Annotated in this window: 20 protein-coding genes and 1 pseudogene; 10 read left to right on the top strand and 11 right to left on the bottom strand. The window is 26.8% G+C overall.

Going from position 1 to position 21,245, the window contains the following annotated elements; all coding sequences use genetic code 11:
• From KQ44_RS08585 to lpxC, 3 genes and pseudogenes are all read right to left on the bottom strand, one after another.
• Nucleotides 1-243 (bottom strand): annotated as a pseudogene (locus KQ44_RS08585) (hypothetical protein); the annotation flags it as partial.
• Between the two features lie 143 nt (nt 244-386).
• Nucleotides 387-1,244, bottom strand: coding sequence for an RNA polymerase sigma factor RpoD/SigA (locus KQ44_RS08580; protein ID WP_096737059.1), 858 nt, complete (start codon nt 1,242-1,244; stop codon nt 387-389).
• A gap of 89 nt (nt 1,245-1,333) precedes the next feature.
• Nucleotides 1,334-2,626 carry a UDP-3-O-acyl-N-acetylglucosamine deacetylase gene (lpxC, locus tag KQ44_RS08575; protein ID WP_096737058.1) on the bottom strand — a complete coding sequence of 431 codons (1,293 nt, stop codon included), beginning with the start codon at nt 2,624-2,626 and terminating at the stop codon, nt 1,334-1,336.
• 240 nt (nt 2,627-2,866) lie between these two features.
• Between lpxC and glyS the strand changes: the two genes are divergently transcribed.
• On the top strand, nt 2,867-4,960 hold the full coding sequence (gene glyS, locus KQ44_RS08570) for a glycine--tRNA ligase subunit beta (protein WP_096737057.1): 2,094 nt from the start codon (nt 2,867-2,869) through the stop codon (nt 4,958-4,960).
• A gap of 226 nt (nt 4,961-5,186) precedes the next feature.
• On the opposite strand, the gene KQ44_RS08565 is transcribed toward glyS, so the two are convergent.
• Nucleotides 5,187-6,263, bottom strand: a complete 1,077-nt coding sequence (locus KQ44_RS08565) for an ankyrin repeat domain-containing protein (protein WP_096737056.1) — start codon at nt 6,261-6,263, stop codon at nt 5,187-5,189.
• A gap of 210 nt (nt 6,264-6,473) precedes the next feature.
• On the opposite strand from KQ44_RS08565, the gene KQ44_RS08560 reads away from it, so the two are divergent.
• From KQ44_RS08560 to KQ44_RS08530, 7 genes are all read left to right on the top strand, one after another.
• Nucleotides 6,474-6,899, top strand: a complete 426-nt coding sequence (locus KQ44_RS08560) for a hypothetical protein (protein ID WP_096737055.1) — start codon at nt 6,474-6,476, stop codon at nt 6,897-6,899.
• Nucleotides 6,900-7,003: 104 nt separating this feature from the next.
• The gene (locus tag KQ44_RS08555; RefSeq protein WP_096737054.1) at nt 7,004-7,471 is read left to right on the top strand and encodes a TspO/MBR family protein; all 468 of its coding nucleotides are present in this window, start codon (nt 7,004-7,006) and stop codon (nt 7,469-7,471) included.
• Between the two features lie 101 nt (nt 7,472-7,572).
• Complete coding sequence (locus tag KQ44_RS08550; RefSeq protein ID WP_096737053.1) at nt 7,573-9,798, top strand: glycoside hydrolase family 2 TIM barrel-domain containing protein; 2,226 nt, start codon at nt 7,573-7,575, stop codon at nt 9,796-9,798.
• Between the two features lie 277 nt (nt 9,799-10,075).
• Complete coding sequence (locus KQ44_RS08545; protein WP_096737052.1) at nt 10,076-10,516, top strand: MarR family transcriptional regulator; 441 nt, start codon at nt 10,076-10,078, stop codon at nt 10,514-10,516.
• Nucleotides 10,517-10,584: 68 nt separating this feature from the next.
• Nucleotides 10,585-11,025 carry a YkgJ family cysteine cluster protein gene (locus KQ44_RS08540; protein ID WP_096737051.1) on the top strand — a complete coding sequence of 147 codons (441 nt, stop codon included), beginning with the start codon at nt 10,585-10,587 and terminating at the stop codon, nt 11,023-11,025.
• Nucleotides 11,026-11,034: 9 nt separating this feature from the next.
• Nucleotides 11,035-12,501, top strand: coding sequence for a cobalamin-dependent protein (locus KQ44_RS08535; protein WP_096737050.1), 1,467 nt, complete (start codon nt 11,035-11,037; stop codon nt 12,499-12,501).
• Nucleotides 12,502-12,676: 175 nt separating this feature from the next.
• Nucleotides 12,677-13,630, top strand: a complete 954-nt coding sequence (locus tag KQ44_RS08530) for a peptidylprolyl isomerase (RefSeq protein ID WP_096737049.1) — start codon at nt 12,677-12,679, stop codon at nt 13,628-13,630.
• Nucleotides 13,631-13,781: 151 nt separating this feature from the next.
• Here the strand turns inward: KQ44_RS08530 and KQ44_RS08525 are convergent, their stop codons facing one another.
• The 7 genes from KQ44_RS08525 to KQ44_RS08495 form a co-directional block, all read right to left on the bottom strand.
• Entirely contained in the window at nt 13,782-14,435 is a 654-nt protein-coding gene (locus KQ44_RS08525; protein WP_096737048.1) for a leucine-rich repeat protein, read from the bottom strand.
• A gap of 21 nt (nt 14,436-14,456) precedes the next feature.
• Entirely contained in the window at nt 14,457-15,548 is a 1,092-nt protein-coding gene (locus tag KQ44_RS08520) for a leucine-rich repeat domain-containing protein (RefSeq protein WP_096737047.1), read from the bottom strand.
• Nucleotides 15,549-15,684: 136 nt separating this feature from the next.
• Nucleotides 15,685-16,332: an invasin gene (locus KQ44_RS08515; protein WP_096737046.1), complete on the bottom strand. Its 648-nt coding sequence runs from the start codon at nt 16,330-16,332 to the stop codon at nt 15,685-15,687.
• A 10-nt stretch (nt 16,333-16,342) separates the two neighbouring features.
• The gene (locus tag KQ44_RS08510) at nt 16,343-17,008 is read right to left on the bottom strand and encodes a tia invasion determinant (protein ID WP_096737045.1); all 666 of its coding nucleotides are present in this window, start codon (nt 17,006-17,008) and stop codon (nt 16,343-16,345) included.
• 20 nt (nt 17,009-17,028) lie between these two features.
• Complete coding sequence (locus KQ44_RS08505) at nt 17,029-17,760, bottom strand: outer membrane beta-barrel protein (protein WP_096737807.1); 732 nt, start codon at nt 17,758-17,760, stop codon at nt 17,029-17,031.
• A gap of 19 nt (nt 17,761-17,779) precedes the next feature.
• Nucleotides 17,780-18,802: a hypothetical protein gene (locus KQ44_RS08500; RefSeq protein WP_096737044.1), complete on the bottom strand. Its 1,023-nt coding sequence runs from the start codon at nt 18,800-18,802 to the stop codon at nt 17,780-17,782.
• 21 nt (nt 18,803-18,823) lie between these two features.
• The gene (locus tag KQ44_RS08495; protein ID WP_096737043.1) at nt 18,824-19,324 is read right to left on the bottom strand and encodes a hypothetical protein; all 501 of its coding nucleotides are present in this window, start codon (nt 19,322-19,324) and stop codon (nt 18,824-18,826) included.
• Nucleotides 19,325-19,610: 286 nt separating this feature from the next.
• Between KQ44_RS08495 and KQ44_RS08490 the strand changes: the two genes are divergently transcribed.
• Both KQ44_RS08490 and holA read left to right on the top strand, forming a co-directional pair.
• On the top strand, nt 19,611-20,045 hold the full coding sequence (locus KQ44_RS08490; RefSeq protein WP_096737042.1) for an HIRAN domain-containing protein: 435 nt from the start codon (nt 19,611-19,613) through the stop codon (nt 20,043-20,045).
• Between the two features lie 22 nt (nt 20,046-20,067).
• The gene (gene holA / locus KQ44_RS08485; RefSeq protein ID WP_096737041.1) at nt 20,068-21,084 is read left to right on the top strand and encodes a DNA polymerase III subunit delta; all 1,017 of its coding nucleotides are present in this window, start codon (nt 20,068-20,070) and stop codon (nt 21,082-21,084) included.
• Nucleotides 21,085-21,245: the final 161 nt, after the last annotated feature.

The raw sequence follows: 21,245 nt of genomic DNA, 5'->3' as shown, positions 1-21,245 counted from the left end.
ATCTTTTATAATATAATTAGCAAAATCTCTGGTAAAATTAATTTCTTTATTATTATCAATTAAAAAATTTACTTTCAAAATATCATATAATAATTGGTTTCTTAAAATTTCAGGGTATATGCTGTATTCTATAATATTTATTTTAGGTATTAATTTTTTTCTTTCTTTTTTTATGCTGCCTATTATTTGATTTTTTTCTTTCATGAAAATATCAAGTATATTTAATAGTTCTTTATCTTTCAAAATAACCTCCATTTATAAAAAATATACTTAAAATTTTATTATTGTAAAAATTATTATTTTTTTAATAAGTTAGTGCAAGTATAATAATTATCTGAAATTGCACAAGAAATATTAATTAAATTTAGTGGTTTTTATAAGAAATTCTATTTTAAGAAATCTTTTAATGAACTGTATTTCTGAGAATGCATTTTTCTTAATGCTTTTTTTTCTATTTGCCTTATACGTTCTTTGGTAAAAGAAAACATCTCACCAACTTCTTTAAGCGTCTTTCTCTCTTGATCTATACCATATCTTGCATTAATTATTTGTTTTTCTATATCCGATAAACTTTCAATGGCAGTCTTTAACTCTTCCATAAGCTCTTTATTTATGGCAGTTTCTTCAACATTTTTTGAAGTTTTATCTTCTATAGTGTCTATAAGCCTGTCTTTCATTCCATCATAATTATATTCGCCTTCAAGAGATATATGCTCTGTACTCATAGACATAATATGCAGTATATCATTTGGGTCCTTATTTAATATGGCGGCAAGCTCATTAACATCAGGAGTATATCCACTTTTATAATAATATTGATGCACTGTACGTTCCAAATCAACCAGATCCATAGCCTTATTAAGAGGAAGCCTTATCAGTCTTGATTTTTCATTTATAGCCCTTAATATACTTTGTCTTATCCAATAAACAGCATATGATATAAAGTGATATCCTTTATCAGGGTCAAATCTGTCTGCTGCTATTATAAGTCCCATATTGCCTTCGCTTATCAAATCTTCAAGCAGAAGTCCGCTATTTTTATACTGTTTTGCAATAGTTATAACAAATCTTAAATTACTTCTAATAAGTTTAGACCTTGCCTCTGCATCGCCTTCTTTTAGCCTTCTTGTAAGTTCTATTTCCTCTTCACGGGTTAATAGCTTTTCCTTTTTAGCATCAGCAAAATATAGAGATATATTATTTTGTTCTTCTATTGTATTCGTTTTTAGTCTGCTATCTGCCATATATTATAACTCTTAAACAAAAATTCTGGTATGATATTCTAACATTTTTGATTATTAAATCAATATGTTTTCTTTATATAAATATCCATCTATAAATATTTATTTGCCAAATCATGCACAACAGAATGATTAAAAGAATGTGAGGATTTATTAGCAGTTATTTTAGCTTTTATTGGTCTTGATAAAATATATAAATCTCCAATTATATCCAAAATTTTATGCCTTACAAACTCATTATCAAAATGAAGTTTAGTATTTATAACTTTACCATCGCATAATAATATATGGCTTCCTATCATACCGCTTCCAGCCATACCCATTTTTTGTGCATAGTCTATATTATCTATAGTATTAAATGATCTAGCCTTACCTATTTCTTCTGTAAACTGATCAAAGTTTTCAAATTTATATGTATATTTCTGAACTCCTATAGATCCCGCAAAATCTATACGCAAAGTTACTTCAAGTCCGTCATAAGGAGATAGTATAATGTAAGTTTCATCATCGTTAACATTTCCATAAGTTAAAGTTTGGTCTATAACTATTGGATCAGCATAATCATCTTGCTCAATAAAACCAGCCTCTTTTAGGGCATTGCAGAACACCAAAGCCGAACCATCTACATTTGGAACTTCTCCGTCGCATTTTACTATTAAATTGGTAATCCCCATCATATGAAGGGCGGCTAAAAAATGTTCTGTGGTTTTTATATACCTGTTTCCAGATACCAAAGCAGTAGAATTAACAGCACCTGATTTATCTTTTGATAAAATATTTTCAGGAGATAATTTTATATGAGTATTTGTATTAATATCTATAAAAACTATTCCAGTATTTGCTTCTGCAGGTACAAGTGTTAAGGCAGTTTTTCTTCCTTCCATTAGGGCAAAACCGCTCACAACTACACTTTTAGCTATTGTTCTTTGATGTATTTTATATTTGCATTCAGTTTTTTTGTTTATATGTTCGTTATTTGTATTTTCTATTTTTATATTATTATTAACATGTTCTTTAAAAACTTCATCACAGCTTGAAAGTAATTTAGATATACTTATAGGTTTTTCTAAAAAATCATAAGCTCCCATTTTTGTAGCTCTTACTGCTGTCTCTACACCAGCATGTCCACTCATCATAATAACAACTGTAGAAGGATATTTTTCTTTTATATGTGATAAAATATCAAGTCCATCTACATTAGGAAGCCATACATCTAAGAATACCAAATTAATATTTTTACTTTCTAATATTTTTTCAGCTTCATTATTATTTTTTGCTATCTCTACATCATAGCCTTCATCTTCTAAAATATTTTGACATGTTGTAAGTATGTCTTCTTCATCATCTATTATTAATATATTTTGCTTTGTTTTTATTGTTTGCATATTAAAAAACTTCCATAAATTTATACCATAAATATAGTATATTAATTATATAAAATCAATATCAAAATTATCGTTAATTTATACAATTTTGTTTAAATATTATTATTCCGCTATTTATATATAACCTTGCATTAAACAAATAGTTAATAAAATTATAAATTATCAGCAAAAAAATATTGTTTTTTTTATATATAAATATAGAATATAAGATATTAATATATTATTTTAAGGAATATTAAAGTGAAAGATTTACTTATTGAAATATTGGTTGAGGAAATACCTGCAGATTTTGCCTATCCTGCAAGTATAAGTTTTAAAAAGATTATGGAAGACACATTGAAGAGTAACGGTGTGAATTTTAAATCCATAACAGATTATACAACTCCAAGAAGATTATCGATTCTTGCTGAAGATGTAGAGGAGAAGTCTAAGGATGAAGTTATAGAGTTTAGAGGTCCTTTGTTTGAAAGTGCTTTAAAAGACGGCGTATTAACAAAAGCAGGCGAAGGTTTTTTAAAAGCTCATAATATTGATTTTTCATCTATAAAAAATATAGATGAAAATGAGTCCTTTAATAAACCATATATAAAAGAAGTAAACGGAAAAAAATATTTATTTGTAAAAGAAGAGAAAAAAGGTATAGAAACTAAAAAACTATTTGAAGAAGTATTGGAAGATATAGTTTCTAAAATAGATTTTAAAAAGAAAATGAGATGGGCTGATAAAGATTTTGCCTTTGTACGTCCTATTAGAAATGTACTTGCTTTATTCGGGAATGAAATTATTAAAACTTCTGTTGCTGGAATAGAAACTAATAATAAAGTAACAGGACATAGACTTCTTTCTCCAGAGTTTACTGAAATTAAAAATCCTAAAGATTATGAGAAAGTATTGCTTGAAAAACATGTTGTAGTATCAAGAGAAAAAAGACTTGAAAATATTATTAATCAGTTAGAAAATATTGAAAAAGATCTTGGTTTTGAAGCAGTTTCTAAAAAAAAGGTATCAGAAATAGTTGTTGATTTGGTAGAAGAGCCATACTTACTTACTGCTGAATTTGACTCTAAATTTTTGGAAGTTCCTAAAGAAGTATTAACAAGCGAAATGATAGAACATCAGAAATACTTCCCATTATGTAAAAAAGACGGTTCTTTAACTAATGTATTTGTAATAACAGCTAATCAGCCTAAAACTCCTCAAATAATAGCTGGAAATATAAGAGTATTAACAGCAAGACTTTCAGACGGAAGATTCTTATACCAAGAAGATATAAAAAAAGGTATGGATGAGATGAATGAAAGGCTTGAAATGCTAATGTTTAGAAAAGAGCTTGGAAGTGTTGCAGATAAAGTAAAAAGACTTGAGAAAAACTCTGAGCTTTTGATAAAACTTTTAGGTTATGAAAAAGATAAAGATAATATACTTAAAGCCATTAAATATATGAAATCAGATTTGGTGAGCAATATGGTTTATAATTTCCCAGAGCTTCAGGGTATAATGGGAGGATATTTTGCTAAAGCTATGAATCTTAATGATGGTATTGCATTAGCTATTAATGAGCAGTACAGACCTTTATTTGCTGCTGACAATATACCTTCTAATGATACTGGTAAAGCTATAGCTATACTTGATAAAATGGATAATATAATAGCAGGCTTCTATGTAGGAGATATACCAACTGGCTCTCAAGACCCTAATGCTTTAAGAAGACAGGCACTTGGTATTATAAATATACTTATAAAATCTAAAAAGAATGTAAATCTTAAAAAATTAATAGAAGAATCAATTAACGCTATGCCTAAAGAAGCAAGAAATAATAAAAGTGAAGATTTAGTAAAAGATATATTTGAATTCTTTAAATCCCGCTTTGAAAATGATATTGATTTTGCTAAAGATTCCGTTGCAGGAGTCCTTTCTACAGGTATAGATGATATGTATGATGCTTACTTAAAAATAGAAGCTATTGATGAGTTTAGAAAGAAAAATGAAGATTTATTCTCTAATCTTTTAACGGTATTTAAAAGAATAAAAAATATGATTAAATCTGCTAAAGATGTTAATTTAGATGAGGCTTTATTAAAAGAAGAAGCTGAGAAATCTTTATATAATACATATAAAGAAAAATTAAATGAAGTTAATAAACTTATGGAAGAGAGAGAATATGAAAAAACTTTCTCTCTTCTTGCAAGTCTTTATGAACCTTTGGATAAATTCTTTAAAGATATAATGGTTAATGTAGAAGATGAAAAAATCAAAAATAACCGTATAGCTTTACTTTCATCAGTAGATAAAATTTTTAAGAATATGCTTGATTTCTCTAGTTTGGTAAAATAATAATTAAGAATAAATAATTATAAAAGCACTTTCATTTATTATAAATGGGAGTGCTTTTTAGTAAATATCATTTATTTTACTTTATTATATTTCACAATTATTTTAATTTTTTAGTGTTTTATTAAATTTGTTTTAAAGTACTTGATAAAATTACTATAATGCTTTACATATATGTATAAAATATACCTTAATCTGTTAAAATGCTGCTCTTTCATTATGTTAAGCTCTATTTTGAATATTCATCAAAGAGTTTAATTATATCTTCTCTATTCTTTTTGGCAGCAAGTCTGTATGCTGTATTTCCATAGCTGTTTCTGTCTTTAGGATTAGCTCCAGCTTTTAAAAGTTCTTCTACTATATTAATAGGTGTTCCTATAGTTCTGTATACTTTTCTGTTTAAACTAGGGTCTTCAACTGGAGATTCATATTCATACATTACTGCACGTATTAATACAGTATTTCCATTTCTGTCGCGGGCATTAACATCAGCACCAAGCTCTATAACTTTCTTAATCAAATCAAAATCTAATTGTCTTTTTTCTATTAAGTACATAAGCAAAGTTTTACCGTCTCCCATATTGAAAGAATTTACATCAGCCCCCAAATTTATATACTCGTTAAAAATTTCTTTAGAATAACTGCTGTCAAAATTCGTAGATACCATTACAGCATTATATATAATAGCTTCATTCAAGTTTGTAGCACCCGAATTTACCAATTCTCTTATTATATCAATATTTGATGCAGCAGTTAATGGAGATTTTTTTTCAGCACCTTCATAATTTCTATACGCATCTATATAAGCTCTTGTGTTAACATTAGCACCTCTTTTTATTAAGTATTTAACAACTTCTAAATTATTACCTTCGCAGGCAGAAACTAAAGCAGGATTAATGTCTTTCGCACCAAGTTTTATAAGTTCTTCTACTATATCCAATTTTCCTCCAAGTGCTGCATATGATAATGCTATATTATAATTACTAGCACCAGCTTTCATCATTTGTTTGGCAATATCCCAATATCCTTCTGCACATGCTATATAAAAAGAAAAATCAAAATCTTTAGCCCCGAAATCAAGAAGCTCATTAACTATATCGATATTACCAAGCTGAGAAGCATACATTAAAGGACTCATACCATATTTTATATTGTATAAATCTAAATTTTCTCCGTCTCTTAGTAAAATTTTTATTTTTTCTATATCATTATCCCTTATAGAGTCCATAAGTTCATCATTTTGTGCTAGTAGTAAAGGGAAATTAAAAAATATTATTAAAAACAAAAAAATAATTATATTTTTCATCATAAAATCCAAGCTGTAAAATACCATTTCAATTATCGGAAATAAAGAAACTATGCTTACTAAATAAAAATTTACTAAAAAACAAATAAAAATCAATAATTAGTAAACATAATAAGGTAATAATTTTAAAGCTGTATTGATATTTATTATTATAAGTTTATAATTATTCACATAGGGGTAGAATTAATAATATTTAAGAGGTATAAAATTATGGAAATAAGTATACGTAATAATGCTCCTTATATAAGAAACAATAATAATATAAGAAATAACAGCAATAATATAGCTAATATTATTCAAGAGGCAAGAGAGAAAACTCCGATTAGCGAAGTAGGCGTATGCAAAACATGTGCCTCAAGAACTTATCAGGACGGCTCTAATGACATAGGAGTATCTTTCAAAACACCAACGAGAATAGATCCTTCAAGTGCTCCTTCCCTTGTAGCTTCACATGAACAGGAACATGTTGCAAATAATCAAAGATCAGCTGAAAAAAACGGCGGAGAGGTTATTTTTCAGAATGTAACATTAACTACAAATATATGCCCAGAATGTAAAAGAGTTTATATATCAGGAGGTGTTACCAAATCTGCTATAGCAAGAAGCAAAGGCAATAATGTAGATACATATGCTTAAAAATATTTAAAAAGTTCTGTTTTTACTGAAACTTCAAACTATATAATGATTACTATTCTTACAATTAAATATATAATTTTATCATAAAGTTTTGAGGTGTTAAAATGAATAAAAAATTTATTATCACATTAATAATTTGTGTAGCTGTATGCTTATCTATAGGTGCTTTAGGGGGACTTAGTGTAAAAGCGGATAATTTTGTATGGTATAATTCACTAAATAGATCACCGCTAAATCCTCCTAATATAGTATTCCCTATAGCTTGGGGTATTCTTTATATACTACTTGCTATTTCTGTTACGCTTGTAATAAATAAAAATCCTGTAAACAAGCAGGCTGTTATAATATTTATAATTCAGTTATTATTAAATTCTTTTTGGACTTTTATCTTCTTTGGATTAAAACAGCCTTTATTCGGTCTTATAGAAATAATTATATTAGATATTATTATAATAATAAATATAATTAAATTTAATGCAATTTCAAAAGCATCCTCTGTTTTGCTTATTCCATATTTGGTATGGTGTCTGTTTGCAAGTTATTTAACACTCTATGTAGTAATGTTTAATTAAAAATTATTATTATAAATACATTTTTATAAAAGTTTCATTGATTTTTTATTTTTTAAATATAAAATATTTGCCATATAAAAAATTTTGGAGTATGTACTAAAATGAGAGAAATAATAAATTTTAATACCAATTGGCAATTTTTTAAAGAATGGAATGATGGCATAAAAACAGAAAAACTGAATGGGGAAATTGTAACATTACCTCATACAGTTTCAGAAATACCATTACATTATTTTGATGAATCAGATACTTGGCTTATTACTGGATATCAAAATATATTTAATTATGATAAATCTAAATTTCAAAATAAAAGAATATTAATTAATTTTGAAGGAGCAATGGCTGCAGCTGAAGTATTTGTTAATAATAAAAGTTTTTCAGAGCATAAAGGTGGATACTTACCTTTTATATATGATATAACTGATGTATTAAAAGAAGGAGAAAATATAATAGCTGTAAAATTAGACAGTTTGGAGAGAGATGATATACCGCCTTTTGGAAATGAAATAGATTATCTATGCTATGGCGGTATATATAGAGAAGTTCAGATAATAATAGTAGATGATATTTCAATAGAAAATATTATGATAACTGGGCTTGCCAATCAAACTATAACTGGAAAAATAAGAATAAGAAATAGCAAAAAAGCAAATGCAAAAGAAACTATATCTATTAATCTTTACAATAGAAAATATCATATATGCGAAATAAAAAAAGATATTCAATTACAAAACAATGAACTATTCACAGATATTGAAATAAATGAACATATAGATTCAGATAGAATAGAATTATGGACTATTAATAATCCTAGACTTTATAAATTGGAAGTTTCACTTTCTAATGAAGATACTACTTCTGTAAGAATAGGTTTCAGAGATGTTAAGTTTACAGAAGAAGGCTTTTATTTAAATGGAGAAAAAATAAAATTAAGAGGCTTAAACAGACATCAGAGTTTTCCTTATGTTGGTTATGCTATGCCAGAGAGAATACAGAAAAAAGATGCAGATATATTAAAATTTGATATGGGACTTAATATTGTACGATCTTCGCATTATCCTGCTTCAAGACACTTTTTAGACAGATGTGATGAAATAGGATTAATGGTTTTTGAAGAAATACCAGGCTGGCAGCATATAGGTGATAAAGACTGGCAGAAAGTTTCTGTAGAAAATGTAAAAGATATGATAGAAAGAGATTTTCATCATGCTTCTATAATAATTTGGGGTGTAAGAATAAATGAAAGTCAGGATAATCATAATTTCTATAAAGAAACTAATGAAGTGGCTCATAAACTTGATAAAACAAGACAAACAGGTGGAGTAAGATATATAGTAGGAAGCGAACTTTTAGAAGATGTATATACTATTAATGATTTTAATTATGACGGTAAAGCTGATCCTATAAGAGCACAAAAATGCATAACAAGATTAGATAAAAATGTTCCTTATATGATAACAGAATATAATGGACATATGTTCCCTACAAAAATGCAGGACTGTGAAGAGAGAACTATAGAACATACTAAAAGACATTATGAAATTATTAATGCTGTAGCTATAGACAAATATTTAGCAGGTTCTACAGGCTGGTGTGCCTTTGACTATCATACACATTACAACTTTGGTTCAGGCGACAGAATATGTTATCATGGCGTCTATGATATGTTTAGAAATCCTAAAATGGCAGCAAGTGCTTATTCATCACAAATGTGTAAAGACTACAAAATAGTATTAGAACCTATAACAATATATGCAAGAGGTGAAAGAGCTATAGGTGGTATTTCTCCTTTAATGATTTCCACAAACTGCGACTATATAGAAATATATCATGAAAATGATTTAATAGTAAAAGAATATCCAGCAATAGGAAAATATCAAGGTTTGAAACATGCTCCTGTAATTGTTAATATGGCTGTTAATATACCTGGAGTAAGCGATATGGACTGGGCCGATATAAAAATTGTAGGGTATATAGATTCAAAACCTGTTATAGAAAAAAGCTATTTAAAAAATCCTACTTTCAAAGAACTTGAAGTAAAAGCTGATGACTATGAAATTAATTCTATAAGTGAAGGTTCTTCTTGGGATTCAACTAGAATTACTGTAAAAGCAATTGATGCTTTAGGAAACAGACTTCCTTATATCAATGAAGCCATAAAAATCAATCTTGAAGGAGAAGGCGAACTTATAGGAAATGACAATCCAGTACTTGAGGGCGGTTATTATTCTTTCTGGGTTAAATCTAATAGTAAAAAAGGTGAAATAAAAATTACTGTATCAAATAAAAGAGTTGAAACAAAAATTATATCAATAAAAGTAAATTAATAAAAATTAATAAAAAATTTATTAAAGGGCTTGAAATATCATTTTCAAGCTCTTTTTTAACAATCAATCAGATTTATATTGAAAATTTTTAAGTTTGTCAGTTTTTTATTGTTCTTTTGCCAAGCCATCAGAATGTAAGTATTAATAAATTGAGTTTCGAGCCTAAATTTTATATTTTCAGTATACAAAAATTAATATTCTTTTAATAAACAATACTTGTTTTATTTTAAATATATTGTTTAATATAAATAAAAATTATATAAAAGCAGGTAAAGTTATGAAAAATGAAGAGCTAAAAAAATGTATGGAAGTAATGTATAATTTTTGGTATACTTCCAATAGATTTTATTATTTATGGGCTAAACAATACGGTATTACAGATTCAACTTTATTTACTTTACTTATTATTTATAATAGTAAAGAATGCTCGCAAACTTCTATCACAGAAAAATTATCATTGCCTAAACAGACTATTTGTTCTATATTAGACAATCTTGAAAAAAAAGGATATATAAAGAAAAAAATTAATGCAGAAGATAAAAGAAATAAAATTATCACTTTGACAAAAAAAGGAATAACTTTTGCAGAACCTATTTTGAAAGATTTAGAAAAAATGGATATAAAAATGCTTAAATGTCTATCAGCTGAAGAGATAAAAACATATATAGAACCTCAGAAAAAACTTATTGAGTTTATGGAAAATTATTTTAACAATTAATATATTGAATTTTAATCAATTATTATTATAATATTTATAATATATTTAAATAAAGGGGTAATTTTATTTTGAAAGTAATACCTTCAGATAGTCTTTTAAAAAATAGACAGGAAAAAGTTAGTGAAAAGTTATGTGCCGACTGCAACTCATTATGCTGTCATGACCTTGTTATGGAAATATCAAAGCCTAAAAATGAAAGTGAACTTAATACATTAAAATGGTATCTTCATTTTAGGCATTCTTTTATTTTTATATATGAAAATACTTGGTATCATATGATAAGAAGTGAGTGCCGATATTTGGATAAAAAAACATATCTTTGTAAGAACTATGAAAACAGAAATGAAATCTGCTCTAAACATAGTCCCCCTAAATGTGAAAGATATGAAGAGTGGTATGATGTGATTTTTGATGATCAATATGAATTAGAAAAATACGTATATGAAAACAAGATTATCAAAAAGAAAAGTAGCAGTACAAAAAAGAAATCTTCTAAAAAGACTAAATAAACTATTTTTATGAAAAAGAAAGAAATAAAAAAAGTATGCATAACATATCCTCCATTTGAATATAACATTGGATATCCATTAATATCTTTAAATAAACAGTTTCAATGGCTAAAAAATCCTACATATTCATACCCTATAATACCTTCATATGCAGCTACATTTTTAAAAAATCATGGAATTAATGTTGTATTCTTAGATACTATAGCAAGAAATATGACTACCATAGAATGGTTTGAAAATATAGAGGAAATAAAACCTGATTTGATATTCTTTGAAGTAAAAACTCCTATTATAAACTATATATGGGATACTATAGATGTTATAAAAGAAAAATATCCTAATACATATATTGTTCTTGCTGGAGATCATGTTACAGCACTTCCTGAAGAAAGTATGGAAAAATCAAAAACAGATTTCATACTTACAGGAGGAGATTATGATATGCTTCTTTTAAACTTGGTTAATCATATTAATAACGGCTATAAACTAAACAAGGGAATATATTACAGAACATCTAATGGAAATATTAAAAATACTGGTCAATTTGTTTTAGAGGAGTCATTAGATAGACTTCCATTTATAGATAGAAATCTTACAAATTGGAAATTATATTCAAAAATAAATGATAATTTTAAAAAAACTCCGGGTACATTCATAATGTCAGCAAGAGGCTCTATATATAATAATTATAACAGCAACTCTTCTAATGTTCTTTTTAACAATGTAAGACTTAGAAATCCTATAAATGTTGTAGATGAAATAGAGTATTTAAATAAACGCTATGGTATAAAAGAAGTAATAGATACTACAGTTTATTTTCCTACAGGAGAATGGCTTTCATTATTCTGTGAAACAATGAAAGAGAGAAAATTGAATAAAAAAGTTTATATTGACTGTTATATGTATCTAGGAGTGCTTGAATATCAGGATTATAAAATGATGAAGAAAGCTGGATTTAAAACTATTATTTTTAATCTTCCATCAGGAAATGCCAAAACTATAGAAAAACTAGGTATTACAGATAATAGTGTTGAAAATATGATTAATTCTATTAAATTGGCTAAAAAGGCTGGGCTTTTTACTGATATGATGGTTAAACTAGGATATCCTTGGGAAAATGAAGAAGATATAATAAATACTTTTGAAATAGTTAAATATTTGATGCTTAATGGATATATAAACTCTATGAATGCCTCTATTTTTGTACCATATCCGGGAACTAAATTATTTAAGTATTGCAATGAAAATAATCTTATTGCTACAAAAAATTGGTTTGATTATGATATGAGGCAAAGCATAATGAAAAACGATATGGAAGATGATAAAATATTTAAATATATTGAGTATTTTTATAATTTATCTTTTAATCCTATTTATGTTATGCAGAAGGTAAAAAGTATAAGAGATATTTACGATATAAAATATCATATAAAATCTTTTAAAAATGTATTGTCATATTATTTAAATAATTATTAGTATGATATAAAGTGTAAAAAAAATTTATACTTGCATATAAGGTGTTTTAATGATATTCTTTTATTATGGTTTATATATAATATAAATACAATAAAGCCAATTACAATAATTAATGTTATATGGTAAACTAAAACATAGCAGCAATAAAAAATAACAATTTTAAGGATTATATTCAATGAAAAAAACAATCATTTTTATACTATCCATTATTTTCATACAAAGCAATTTATTATTTAATGATGTTGTAAACAGCATAGTAGGAATAGTAGGTTCTATGCCTATCACATATGAAGATTTTATTAGTAGAAAATCATTTTTAACATTGCAGGCTAGATCTGTAGGGCAGAAAATAAATGATGATATGGTTTATAAAGATTTGGTTGAAGAGAGAATAATGTATTTAAAATTAAAAGAATATAATTATGTAATAGAAGAAAATGATGTAAGCAGAAGACTTGAGAATATAGCCAAACAATATAATATGACATTAGATCAGTTTGCTAAGCAGTTAATGGCTGAGGGTATATCATATGAAGAATACAGAAACTCTATAAGAAAACAAATAGCTATGGAGAACTTAAATGGTTTGGTAGTAAATAATACAGAAATTACAGATGAAGAGGCTGACGAGTTTTATAATAATACTAAAGATAAATCAGCCTTTGAAGTAGATACTTTAGTAAAATTATCTTGGATATTTTTTAAAGCAACAACCTTTACTGAAAAAGGTGAAAAGCAAGAACTAGCAAAACAAGTAAGAGGAATGGCAGCCAGAGGTCAGGATTTTGCCGAACTTGCCAAAAAATACAGCGATGATAATGCTACAAAAAATAATGGAGGAGATTTAGGATATAACCTTCTTTATGATGCAGGAAAAAGATCATTGCCTGCTCAGATAAATGCAGGACTTAATCTTGCTAAAAGAGGCTATAAAGTAGGTACTGTAAGCAGTGTAAGAGAGCTTGTAGGAAAGGGGTTCTATATAGTAAAAATAGTTGGAATAGAAAAAGATATGGAAAGCATTAGAACAAGAGTAAAAAATTATCTTGGAGAGATGCAGATGAGAGATTCTTTTGTTAAATGGCTTGATGAAGAAACTAAGAGAGTATCTGTTCAGTTATACAAATAAAAATATTAATTTCAATATACTTAAATATTTATCAATAATATACTAAAAATTTTTAAGTTTGTAAAAAAATAAGGATTTATAAAAACAATAATAGAAAATACTATAATATTTTTAAAACAAGTCCTAATTAAATAAAAAATTGTAAAAACTATTAATAAGTCATAGAAGTACCGCAATGTACTGAAGACCAAGATACACCTAAAAAGTTATCCCAACTATTATTATTTGGATTAGAGTCTACATTAGGAAGGTATAAATCTGTAGGAGAAGCTGATGGAAAAGCTGAAACTGTCAGAGCATTTGGAGAAGTTCCTAAATATTCAACATTTTTAAGTGAAGTGCAGTTTTCAAAGCTCGTATTATTTATCTTTATTATACTGCTTGGTATCTGTACATTAACTAAAGATGTGCAGTCTTTAAAGAAATTAGCTGTTATTTGCTGAATAGGAGGAAGAAGTACTGTAGTTAATGCTGAAACTCCTTCTAATGTAAAAGAGTAAGAAGTTGCTAAAGATGCTCCTGATAAATCTAATATTACATCAGTTTCATCTTTAACTGCTCCTTTTATATTATCAAAAATTGATGAATTATCATCTATATGCCCAGTTATTACTATAATATTTTTTCCTGTTACATTTTTATTATTTTCCAAAGCATATTTTATTTCTTCTTCTGTAGAATTAGCCCCAATATTAGATAAAGTTACATCATTATTATTTAAATTACATATGCAGTATGGCGAAATCAATTTATAATTGCAGGAAGATACTACTAAAGATATAAATATTATTATTAGTTTCTTCACTTATTTATTCCCGTTTTAATTTTATTTAGGCATACTTTGACCATAATTTATTGTTTTATCACTCCAGTCATAGCTTAAAAACTTATTCCAACTTTCATCATTAGGATCATTTGCCACATTAGGAAGATATAAATTATCAGGAGTTGAGGCTTTAGCCATACTATAATATGCAGAAAATACTGTTGCATCAGCTTTAACACTTGAAGGAGTGTTTCCTAAATATTCTATTTGTTTCAAAGAAGTGCAGCCTGCAAAAGTATATTGACCTATTGACTCTATAGAGCTAGGAAAACTAATTTTTTCTAGTGATGAACAGTTATAAAAAGCCATAGCAAGAATTTTTGTTATTTTTTCATTTAAAGTTACTTTTTTTAAAGCTTTACATTCTGCAAATGCATAAGTAGCAACACCCTGCAAATCAGGAGGAAAATTAATTTCTTCTAATGAAGAGCATGAGCTAAATGCATTACCTTGTATAGCTAGTATTGATTGTGATAAATAAACATTTTTCAAACTTGAGCAGTTATAAAAAGAATTAGCTTTTATTTCAAGTATTTTTGTTTGGCTTAAGTCTAGTGTTTCTAATTTTATACATAATTGAAATGCTGACTTTCCGATTGATGTTATAGAAGATGGAAAGTTAATTGTTTTTAAACTTGAACAGTCATAAAATGCACTCTCTCCAATTGATGTTAGAGTTTCAGGCAATTTAACACCAAACAAATTTTTATTATCCTTAAAAGTATTATCAGCTATCTCTGTCATTGTAGTTTTGCTTAAATCGAGATAAACACCATCTTTAGTATATGTATCTTTTTCTATTATAGTATTTATTTTTGATATAGTATTATTTTTATCAATATTTTCTTTTGTATCTTCTAAAAATATAGAATAATAACCGTATTCATTAAAATATTCCTGCATTTTAGCTTCTATATTTGCTTCACTTTCATCAGCTTTAATAGAATAATTTTTTACAATATTTTCAGGTACATCTTCAGGTGATGATGAAGATATTTGGCTGTTTGAAGGAGATGTTGATTTATTATTGCATGATGATAAAGATAATAAAAATATCGATATCATTAATAAATATTTTATATAATTAAACATAAGTATTATACTCCTAGTTAAAGTAAGTTTAATTTCAAATTATATAATAGAAAAATAAAAAACAATATGAATATAAAAAATATTTTAGTTTCTTTTTATATTTTTTTATTTAAAATTGTTACAAATATATTCTGTTTTATATTTTAGGAATTTTAAATCTCAATCCAAATAGTACTTCATGATAGCTGTCAGCCCTTGTATCTATTAAATATCTGTATCCCAAATCCAAAGATATATACGAACGCAAATTAAAGGCAAATCCTCCGCTAAATCCAAATACTAATGTACTTGCTGCATTTCTGAATTTAGTTTCAGTATTTTGTGATTCTACACAAAGGCAGTCTTTTATTCTTCCTCCTATTGATACGCCTAAATAAATAGTAAAAGGCGGGTATTTATTTAGTAGTGTTTGCTTATAGCTTTCATCTGTTAATTTTTCTTTTATAAGAAAGAAGTTTATATCAAAATATACAGACCCTAAAAGAGTATGAAGAGTTATATCATCGGACATACTTATTATTTTTCTTCCTAAATATTCAAATTCAAATCTTACAGGAGATGATTTATTAATAGTAGGTATGCTGTATCCTAATGAAAAACCGCCTCCAAAATAATTAAGATATCCTTTTTCTTTATTATCTTTAGCATAATAATAACTTCCGTCATGTGAAAATACAACTTTAGGAGATATGTATAATCCTTCAGGTACAATAGAAAATAGTTTGTTAGGGCTATAATATATAAACATAAATAAAAATGCTGCTATTATATAATATCTTTTCATCTAAGTTCTCCTAAAAATTAAATCTTATAGAAACTGCAGCATCATGGGTGAACTTGCTTTCTAAATTAAGCATAATTCTGTATCCTAAATCTAAACTTAATACAGGCGTTAGATGAAAAGCTAAGCCTCCGCCAGCTCCATAAAGAAATTGCAATTTATTATAATATGTACTGTATTTGAAAAGACCATTATATTCGTATATGGTATTTATAATGCATGTATTTAATGCACCTCCTACTAAAAATCCCAGATAAATCGACATTACAGGTCTTTTCCCATTATTTAATACACTTCTTTTGGAGTCTTTATTATCATAATTAACATATAAGAAATTTATGTCATAATATGCTGCTGCTAAAAATGTATGAATCTGCATAGATTGTATGTTATTAAGATATGCATTATTAGGAGTAGGGTTTTTGTATAAATATTCAAATTCTATTCTTAAAGTACTATATTTATGAAATATATCAAAATTATATCCAATAGAGAGACCACCGCCTACATACATATTCATAGTATTTTTTTTATCGCCTTCTTTTTGTATTCCAGAGTCTCCAATATTAAATATAAATTTGGGAGCTAAATAAAGTCCTATATCCTTAGCTGTAAGCATATTACCAAAACAAGCTGTAATAAAACAAGCAAGCAAAAGTTTTTTTATTATAAACTTCATAAAATAATATCCTTTTTAATTTAAAACAATACCCCAATAGCAAATCTTGGCAAAGGCACAAATCTTAATAAATGATTATAAGAATATCCTATATCAAGTATAGAGATATCAAAAAACGGACGCAAACCGCTATTAATACCAAAACTTCTTGATAAATCTATTCTGAAACCAATTTCCCCTGAAATATAAAAATCATATATGTATGTATTTCTATTTGTATAAGTAGAACTTTCTTTTAAATACTCTTTATTATGAGTTATAAATAAAGTTCCTCCAAATTTTGGCATTAAGAAAAATCCTGATGCTCTATCTTTTTTATTATAATAGAATCTAACACCAACAGAAGCTCCTATGCCATAAACATCGCCATTATATGTTATACTATCATTATCATAATATGTTTTCATAGCATAAAAACCTGCATCTATATTAACATCTATTTTATCAGCTGGTCTGTATGTATATGTAAAATCAAGTCCGAAATTTCCTTGAAGCTTTAAATTATTAATATCTTTGCTTGGAAACATTATATTTACTACTGAAGGAGCTATTAACATATAAAAAACAGTAGGACCGAAGTTTACCCCTATAGAATGTCTATGTGAAATTATATTATTTGTATTAGTATTATCATATTTTACGTTTTTATCTACTGTATTATTTGATACATTTGTATTGCCTGATATATTTTGGGCAAAAGATATGCTAGTAAGTATAAAAAGTAATAAAGCAATTAATTGTTTTCTTATCATCATCTTATTATACCTCTAACTAAAATCTTAAACTAAAGCCTATTCTAGGAAATAATGAAAACTTTATAGCTGATACATAATTTATCCATTTTGGAAAAGATTCCCATGTAGGTACCATAGCATTTATATCAACTAGTCCGCTTCCGAAAAATCCAATTCCTTCATGAATATCTGCATAAAGCCCAGGTATTGCCGATCTTACATAGTATCCTATTTCTAGTATTGATATATCTATATAAGGTTTTACAGGCCATTCTTTATTAGGGAAAAGTTCTATAGTCCAGCCTAATTCATATGAAAAATACATAGTAGTATCAATAGTATGTCTTTTTGTATGAAGTCCAGAAATACCATTTTGAGTTTCAATATCATACATTAATACTTCTACACCGAATCTCAATGTATTTACAATCTGCTTTTTTTTACCTGCAAGGAATTTTACTCCTATTGTTGCAGGAAAATATATTAAAGATGCTTTAAGATAAGTATCAGAACCTATTATAGTATTAACAATATTGTCCACAACCTCATCAGATCCAGGAATATCTATATCTGGAACATCCACTCCCGGTATATTTACATCTGGTATATCTGGTACACTTACATCTGGTATAGCTCCAGCTGGAATAAAATTTACTGCTAAATCTGCTGCTTTATCTTTTGGTACTCCAAGCTGAAATGACATAGACTGTACACCAAAACCTATTTCTATACCTATACGCGGGTGAAGCATCAATGTATATGACACATTAGGAACATACCAAAAACTTCCCTTTGCTTCTATAGCACTTAAATAATCATTTATTTGACCTAAATCAAATCCTACTAATCCTGTAAATGTCTGATAATTATCGAATATTGTATTTAAAAGAGGCGGAAACATACCTGCATAACCAGGGCTTAAGTTTACACTTAAAATTTGTCTGCCTTTAATCCAGCTATAAGTATTAGTATCTGATTGAGTAGATAAAGGTATACCATTAGCATACAAACTAATAAATGATATATTCAATACTATAATAGCTGTAATAATTTTTTTCATATTATAACCTTTAAATAATTACTATTTAGATGGTATGGAATCAACTGTGCCGAAATGTAAACCGCCAAGTATTTCACCTATTTTATTTATTTCTTCTTCTGTAACTGTTGCATTTCCTATTATATCTTCAGGCTTAATATCACTTGGATCCTTACTGTTTGCTATTCCATTAATAACACCAACGGCATTTTGCTGTCCTACTATATCTATTATTTCTTTGAGACCGTCTGTACTTCCGCTGTCTGTAGTAATAGTTATTAAATTTCCAAGCGGTGCTGCTATTACATAGTCATTGCCATTAGCAAAAATACCAGCTATTCCCAATAAAGAGTCTTGAAATTGATAACTTATATCTCCTAAAGTTAATTGATCTCCGCTTATATTAACACCTTCCCAAATACCATTCATTAATTTATTTAAAATATAATCAGGACCTGGTTCTGTTACTGTAAGATTTGTTTTTTTGCATGAAAAAACAAAAAGAAAAGTACAAATTATTAAAATATATTTTAAAAATTTCATTTGTTTCTCCTTAAAAATAAAAAATATACCGTTATTTAATTATATAATTTTTATTCATAAAAACAACTAAAATAAAAATAGTATTAATATTAACTCGGATAGAATAATAATAAAATTTAATTTTGCAGTTATAAAATTTATATATTATTTTTTTCTTAAAAATACATTGTATCAAATGTCTTTCAGTTTTTTATGAAATTGTATTATTTTGTATCTTGACAGAAAATTTGAATTGAAGTAAAATTTATAACATGCATTAACATTTTTAAGGTAAATTTCTTGTCTTATGAATAAAACTACAAAACATACTACCTATATAATCAATCATGAAGAAAGTTTCAAAAGAATTATTATAAATAGAAATTATAAAACAAAAAGATATTATATAGATTTTTTTGTGGCAGGATATAAATATAATGATGGGAAAGATTTGATATACTCGCTTTTAAAAAATGAGCCTATTAATTTGGTTCATGAGATAGCTAATCCTTATGACAGGTTTGCAATAGCTATTTACGATAAGGATTTTGTAAGGCTTGGCTATGTTCCTAGTGTTATATCGCCTTTAATATCATATAAACTTGAAGATAAGAGAAATAGGGTATATGCCATAATAAAAAATGTAAAATTAGATGCAATTGATGAGTGTAAAATAGAAATTAGAGTTTTTATAGATATAGACAAAAAAAGAAAAGGGCTGTTTGATTTGCATATTAATTAATATATGATATTATATATCTGTTATGAATAAAGTTTCAGTAAAAACCGAATTAGACTTTCAAAAAATAAAGGATAATTATATAAAAGAGCCTTTTAAACACTGTATTTATATACTAACAGGTAAAGAAAGGCTTTTTAAAAAAGCGTTTGTAGCTGCTTTGCATTCATCTATGTTTCCAGACGAGGGCGACAGCGAGATGAATTACAGCGTATTTTATGATAAAAATGATGCTGTAGGATTTGCTCCTTTAGAGGTTGCTGATACTCCGCCTTTTGGATCTAAACTTAGACTCATTATAATTTATAAATATAATAATTTTCAGGAGGATTTTCTAGAATACTGTTTAAATCCTTCCAAAACTGCAGTAGTTGTATTAGAAACAGAAAGCTCATTAGAAGAAGATCCTATATATAAATATTTTTCTAAAAAACAGGGTTCGTATAATATTAATTTTGTAGATTTCCCGCTTCCAGATGAGAAGGATTTTAGAGGATTAATAAATGCTTATATAAGCAAACAGGGTAAAAAGATATCTTCTGATGCCGTTGAATATTTAATTAATAATATAAATCTTGATTATGATTCTCTTTATTCAGAACTTGCCAAAATATGCAGTTACAATGATAAAGAATATCTAAATGTAGAAGATATAATGGATTTTACATATGTATCTAAAAATAGAAATATATTTGATTTTTTGGATGCAGTTTTTGAGAGAAATAGAAGAAAAACTTTCAGTATAATGCATAGATTGGATCAGGAGGCTTCAAGTTCTCTTACTCTTATGATGAATAATTTTCTAGCTATTTACTATATGAAAATATTTCCGCCTCAGACTACATTAAGTGAAATAAGTAAATTAACAAAGATTCCAGAGTTTATACTTAAAAAAAAGAAAACTTCATTAAAACTTTTTTCTTTGGAAGAGGTTGATGAAATAATATCCAAAATATCGTATTTAAATACATTGAGCGTTACAACACCTGCAAATATTTTTAAAGCACATTTTGAGTTATTTTTATTTACTGTAACTAAATAGTTAATAAGTTTGCATATGTATATGCCTAAACAAATACGGTTTGTCAAAAAGTAAATTTAAAAAATTCATTTTTGACAAATTATCATTGTTTAGTTATAATATATTTATGAAAAATAAATTAATGACAAAACAAATAAAATATTTTAATCCTTTGAATGATT

The organism is Brachyspira sp. G79, assembly GCF_002379365.1.
Lineage (GTDB): Bacteria > Spirochaetota > Brachyspiria > Brachyspirales > Brachyspiraceae > Brachyspira.
The sequence above is the reverse complement of the archived record's forward strand: the minus strand, read 5'-3'. Positions and strand labels throughout refer to the sequence as shown.

Excerpts from the sequence above, each read along its gene's own strand:
- KQ44_RS08580 (WP_096737059.1), bottom strand. The coding sequence starts at position 1,244 with ATGGCAGATAGCAGACTAAAAACGAATACAATAGAAGAACAAAATAAT.
- lpxC (WP_096737058.1), bottom strand. The coding sequence starts at position 2,626 with ATGCAAACAATAAAAACAAAGCAAAATATATTAATAATAGATGATGAA.
- KQ44_RS08565 (WP_096737056.1), bottom strand. The coding sequence starts at position 6,263 with ATGAAAAATATAATTATTTTTTTGTTTTTAATAATATTTTTTAATTTC.
- KQ44_RS08560 (WP_096737055.1), top strand. The coding sequence starts at position 6,474 with ATGGAAATAAGTATACGTAATAATGCTCCTTATATAAGAAACAATAAT.
- KQ44_RS08555 (WP_096737054.1), top strand. The coding sequence starts at position 7,004 with ATGAATAAAAAATTTATTATCACATTAATAATTTGTGTAGCTGTATGC.
- KQ44_RS08550 (WP_096737053.1), top strand. The coding sequence starts at position 7,573 with ATGAGAGAAATAATAAATTTTAATACCAATTGGCAATTTTTTAAAGAA.
- KQ44_RS08545 (WP_096737052.1), top strand. The coding sequence starts at position 10,076 with ATGAAAAATGAAGAGCTAAAAAAATGTATGGAAGTAATGTATAATTTT.
- KQ44_RS08535 (WP_096737050.1), top strand. The coding sequence starts at position 11,035 with ATGAAAAAGAAAGAAATAAAAAAAGTATGCATAACATATCCTCCATTT.
- KQ44_RS08530 (WP_096737049.1), top strand. The coding sequence starts at position 12,677 with ATGAAAAAAACAATCATTTTTATACTATCCATTATTTTCATACAAAGC.
- KQ44_RS08520 (WP_096737047.1), bottom strand. The coding sequence starts at position 15,548 with ATGTTTAATTATATAAAATATTTATTAATGATATCGATATTTTTATTA.
- KQ44_RS08515 (WP_096737046.1), bottom strand. The coding sequence starts at position 16,332 with ATGAAAAGATATTATATAATAGCAGCATTTTTATTTATGTTTATATAT.
- KQ44_RS08510 (WP_096737045.1), bottom strand. The coding sequence starts at position 17,008 with ATGAAGTTTATAATAAAAAAACTTTTGCTTGCTTGTTTTATTACAGCT.
- KQ44_RS08505 (WP_096737807.1), bottom strand. The coding sequence starts at position 17,760 with ATGATAAGAAAACAATTAATTGCTTTATTACTTTTTATACTTACTAGC.
- KQ44_RS08500 (WP_096737044.1), bottom strand. The coding sequence starts at position 18,802 with ATGAAAAAAATTATTACAGCTATTATAGTATTGAATATATCATTTATT.
- KQ44_RS08495 (WP_096737043.1), bottom strand. The coding sequence starts at position 19,324 with ATGAAATTTTTAAAATATATTTTAATAATTTGTACTTTTCTTTTTGTT.
- KQ44_RS08490 (WP_096737042.1), top strand. The coding sequence starts at position 19,611 with ATGAATAAAACTACAAAACATACTACCTATATAATCAATCATGAAGAA.
- holA (WP_096737041.1), top strand. The coding sequence starts at position 20,068 with ATGAATAAAGTTTCAGTAAAAACCGAATTAGACTTTCAAAAAATAAAG.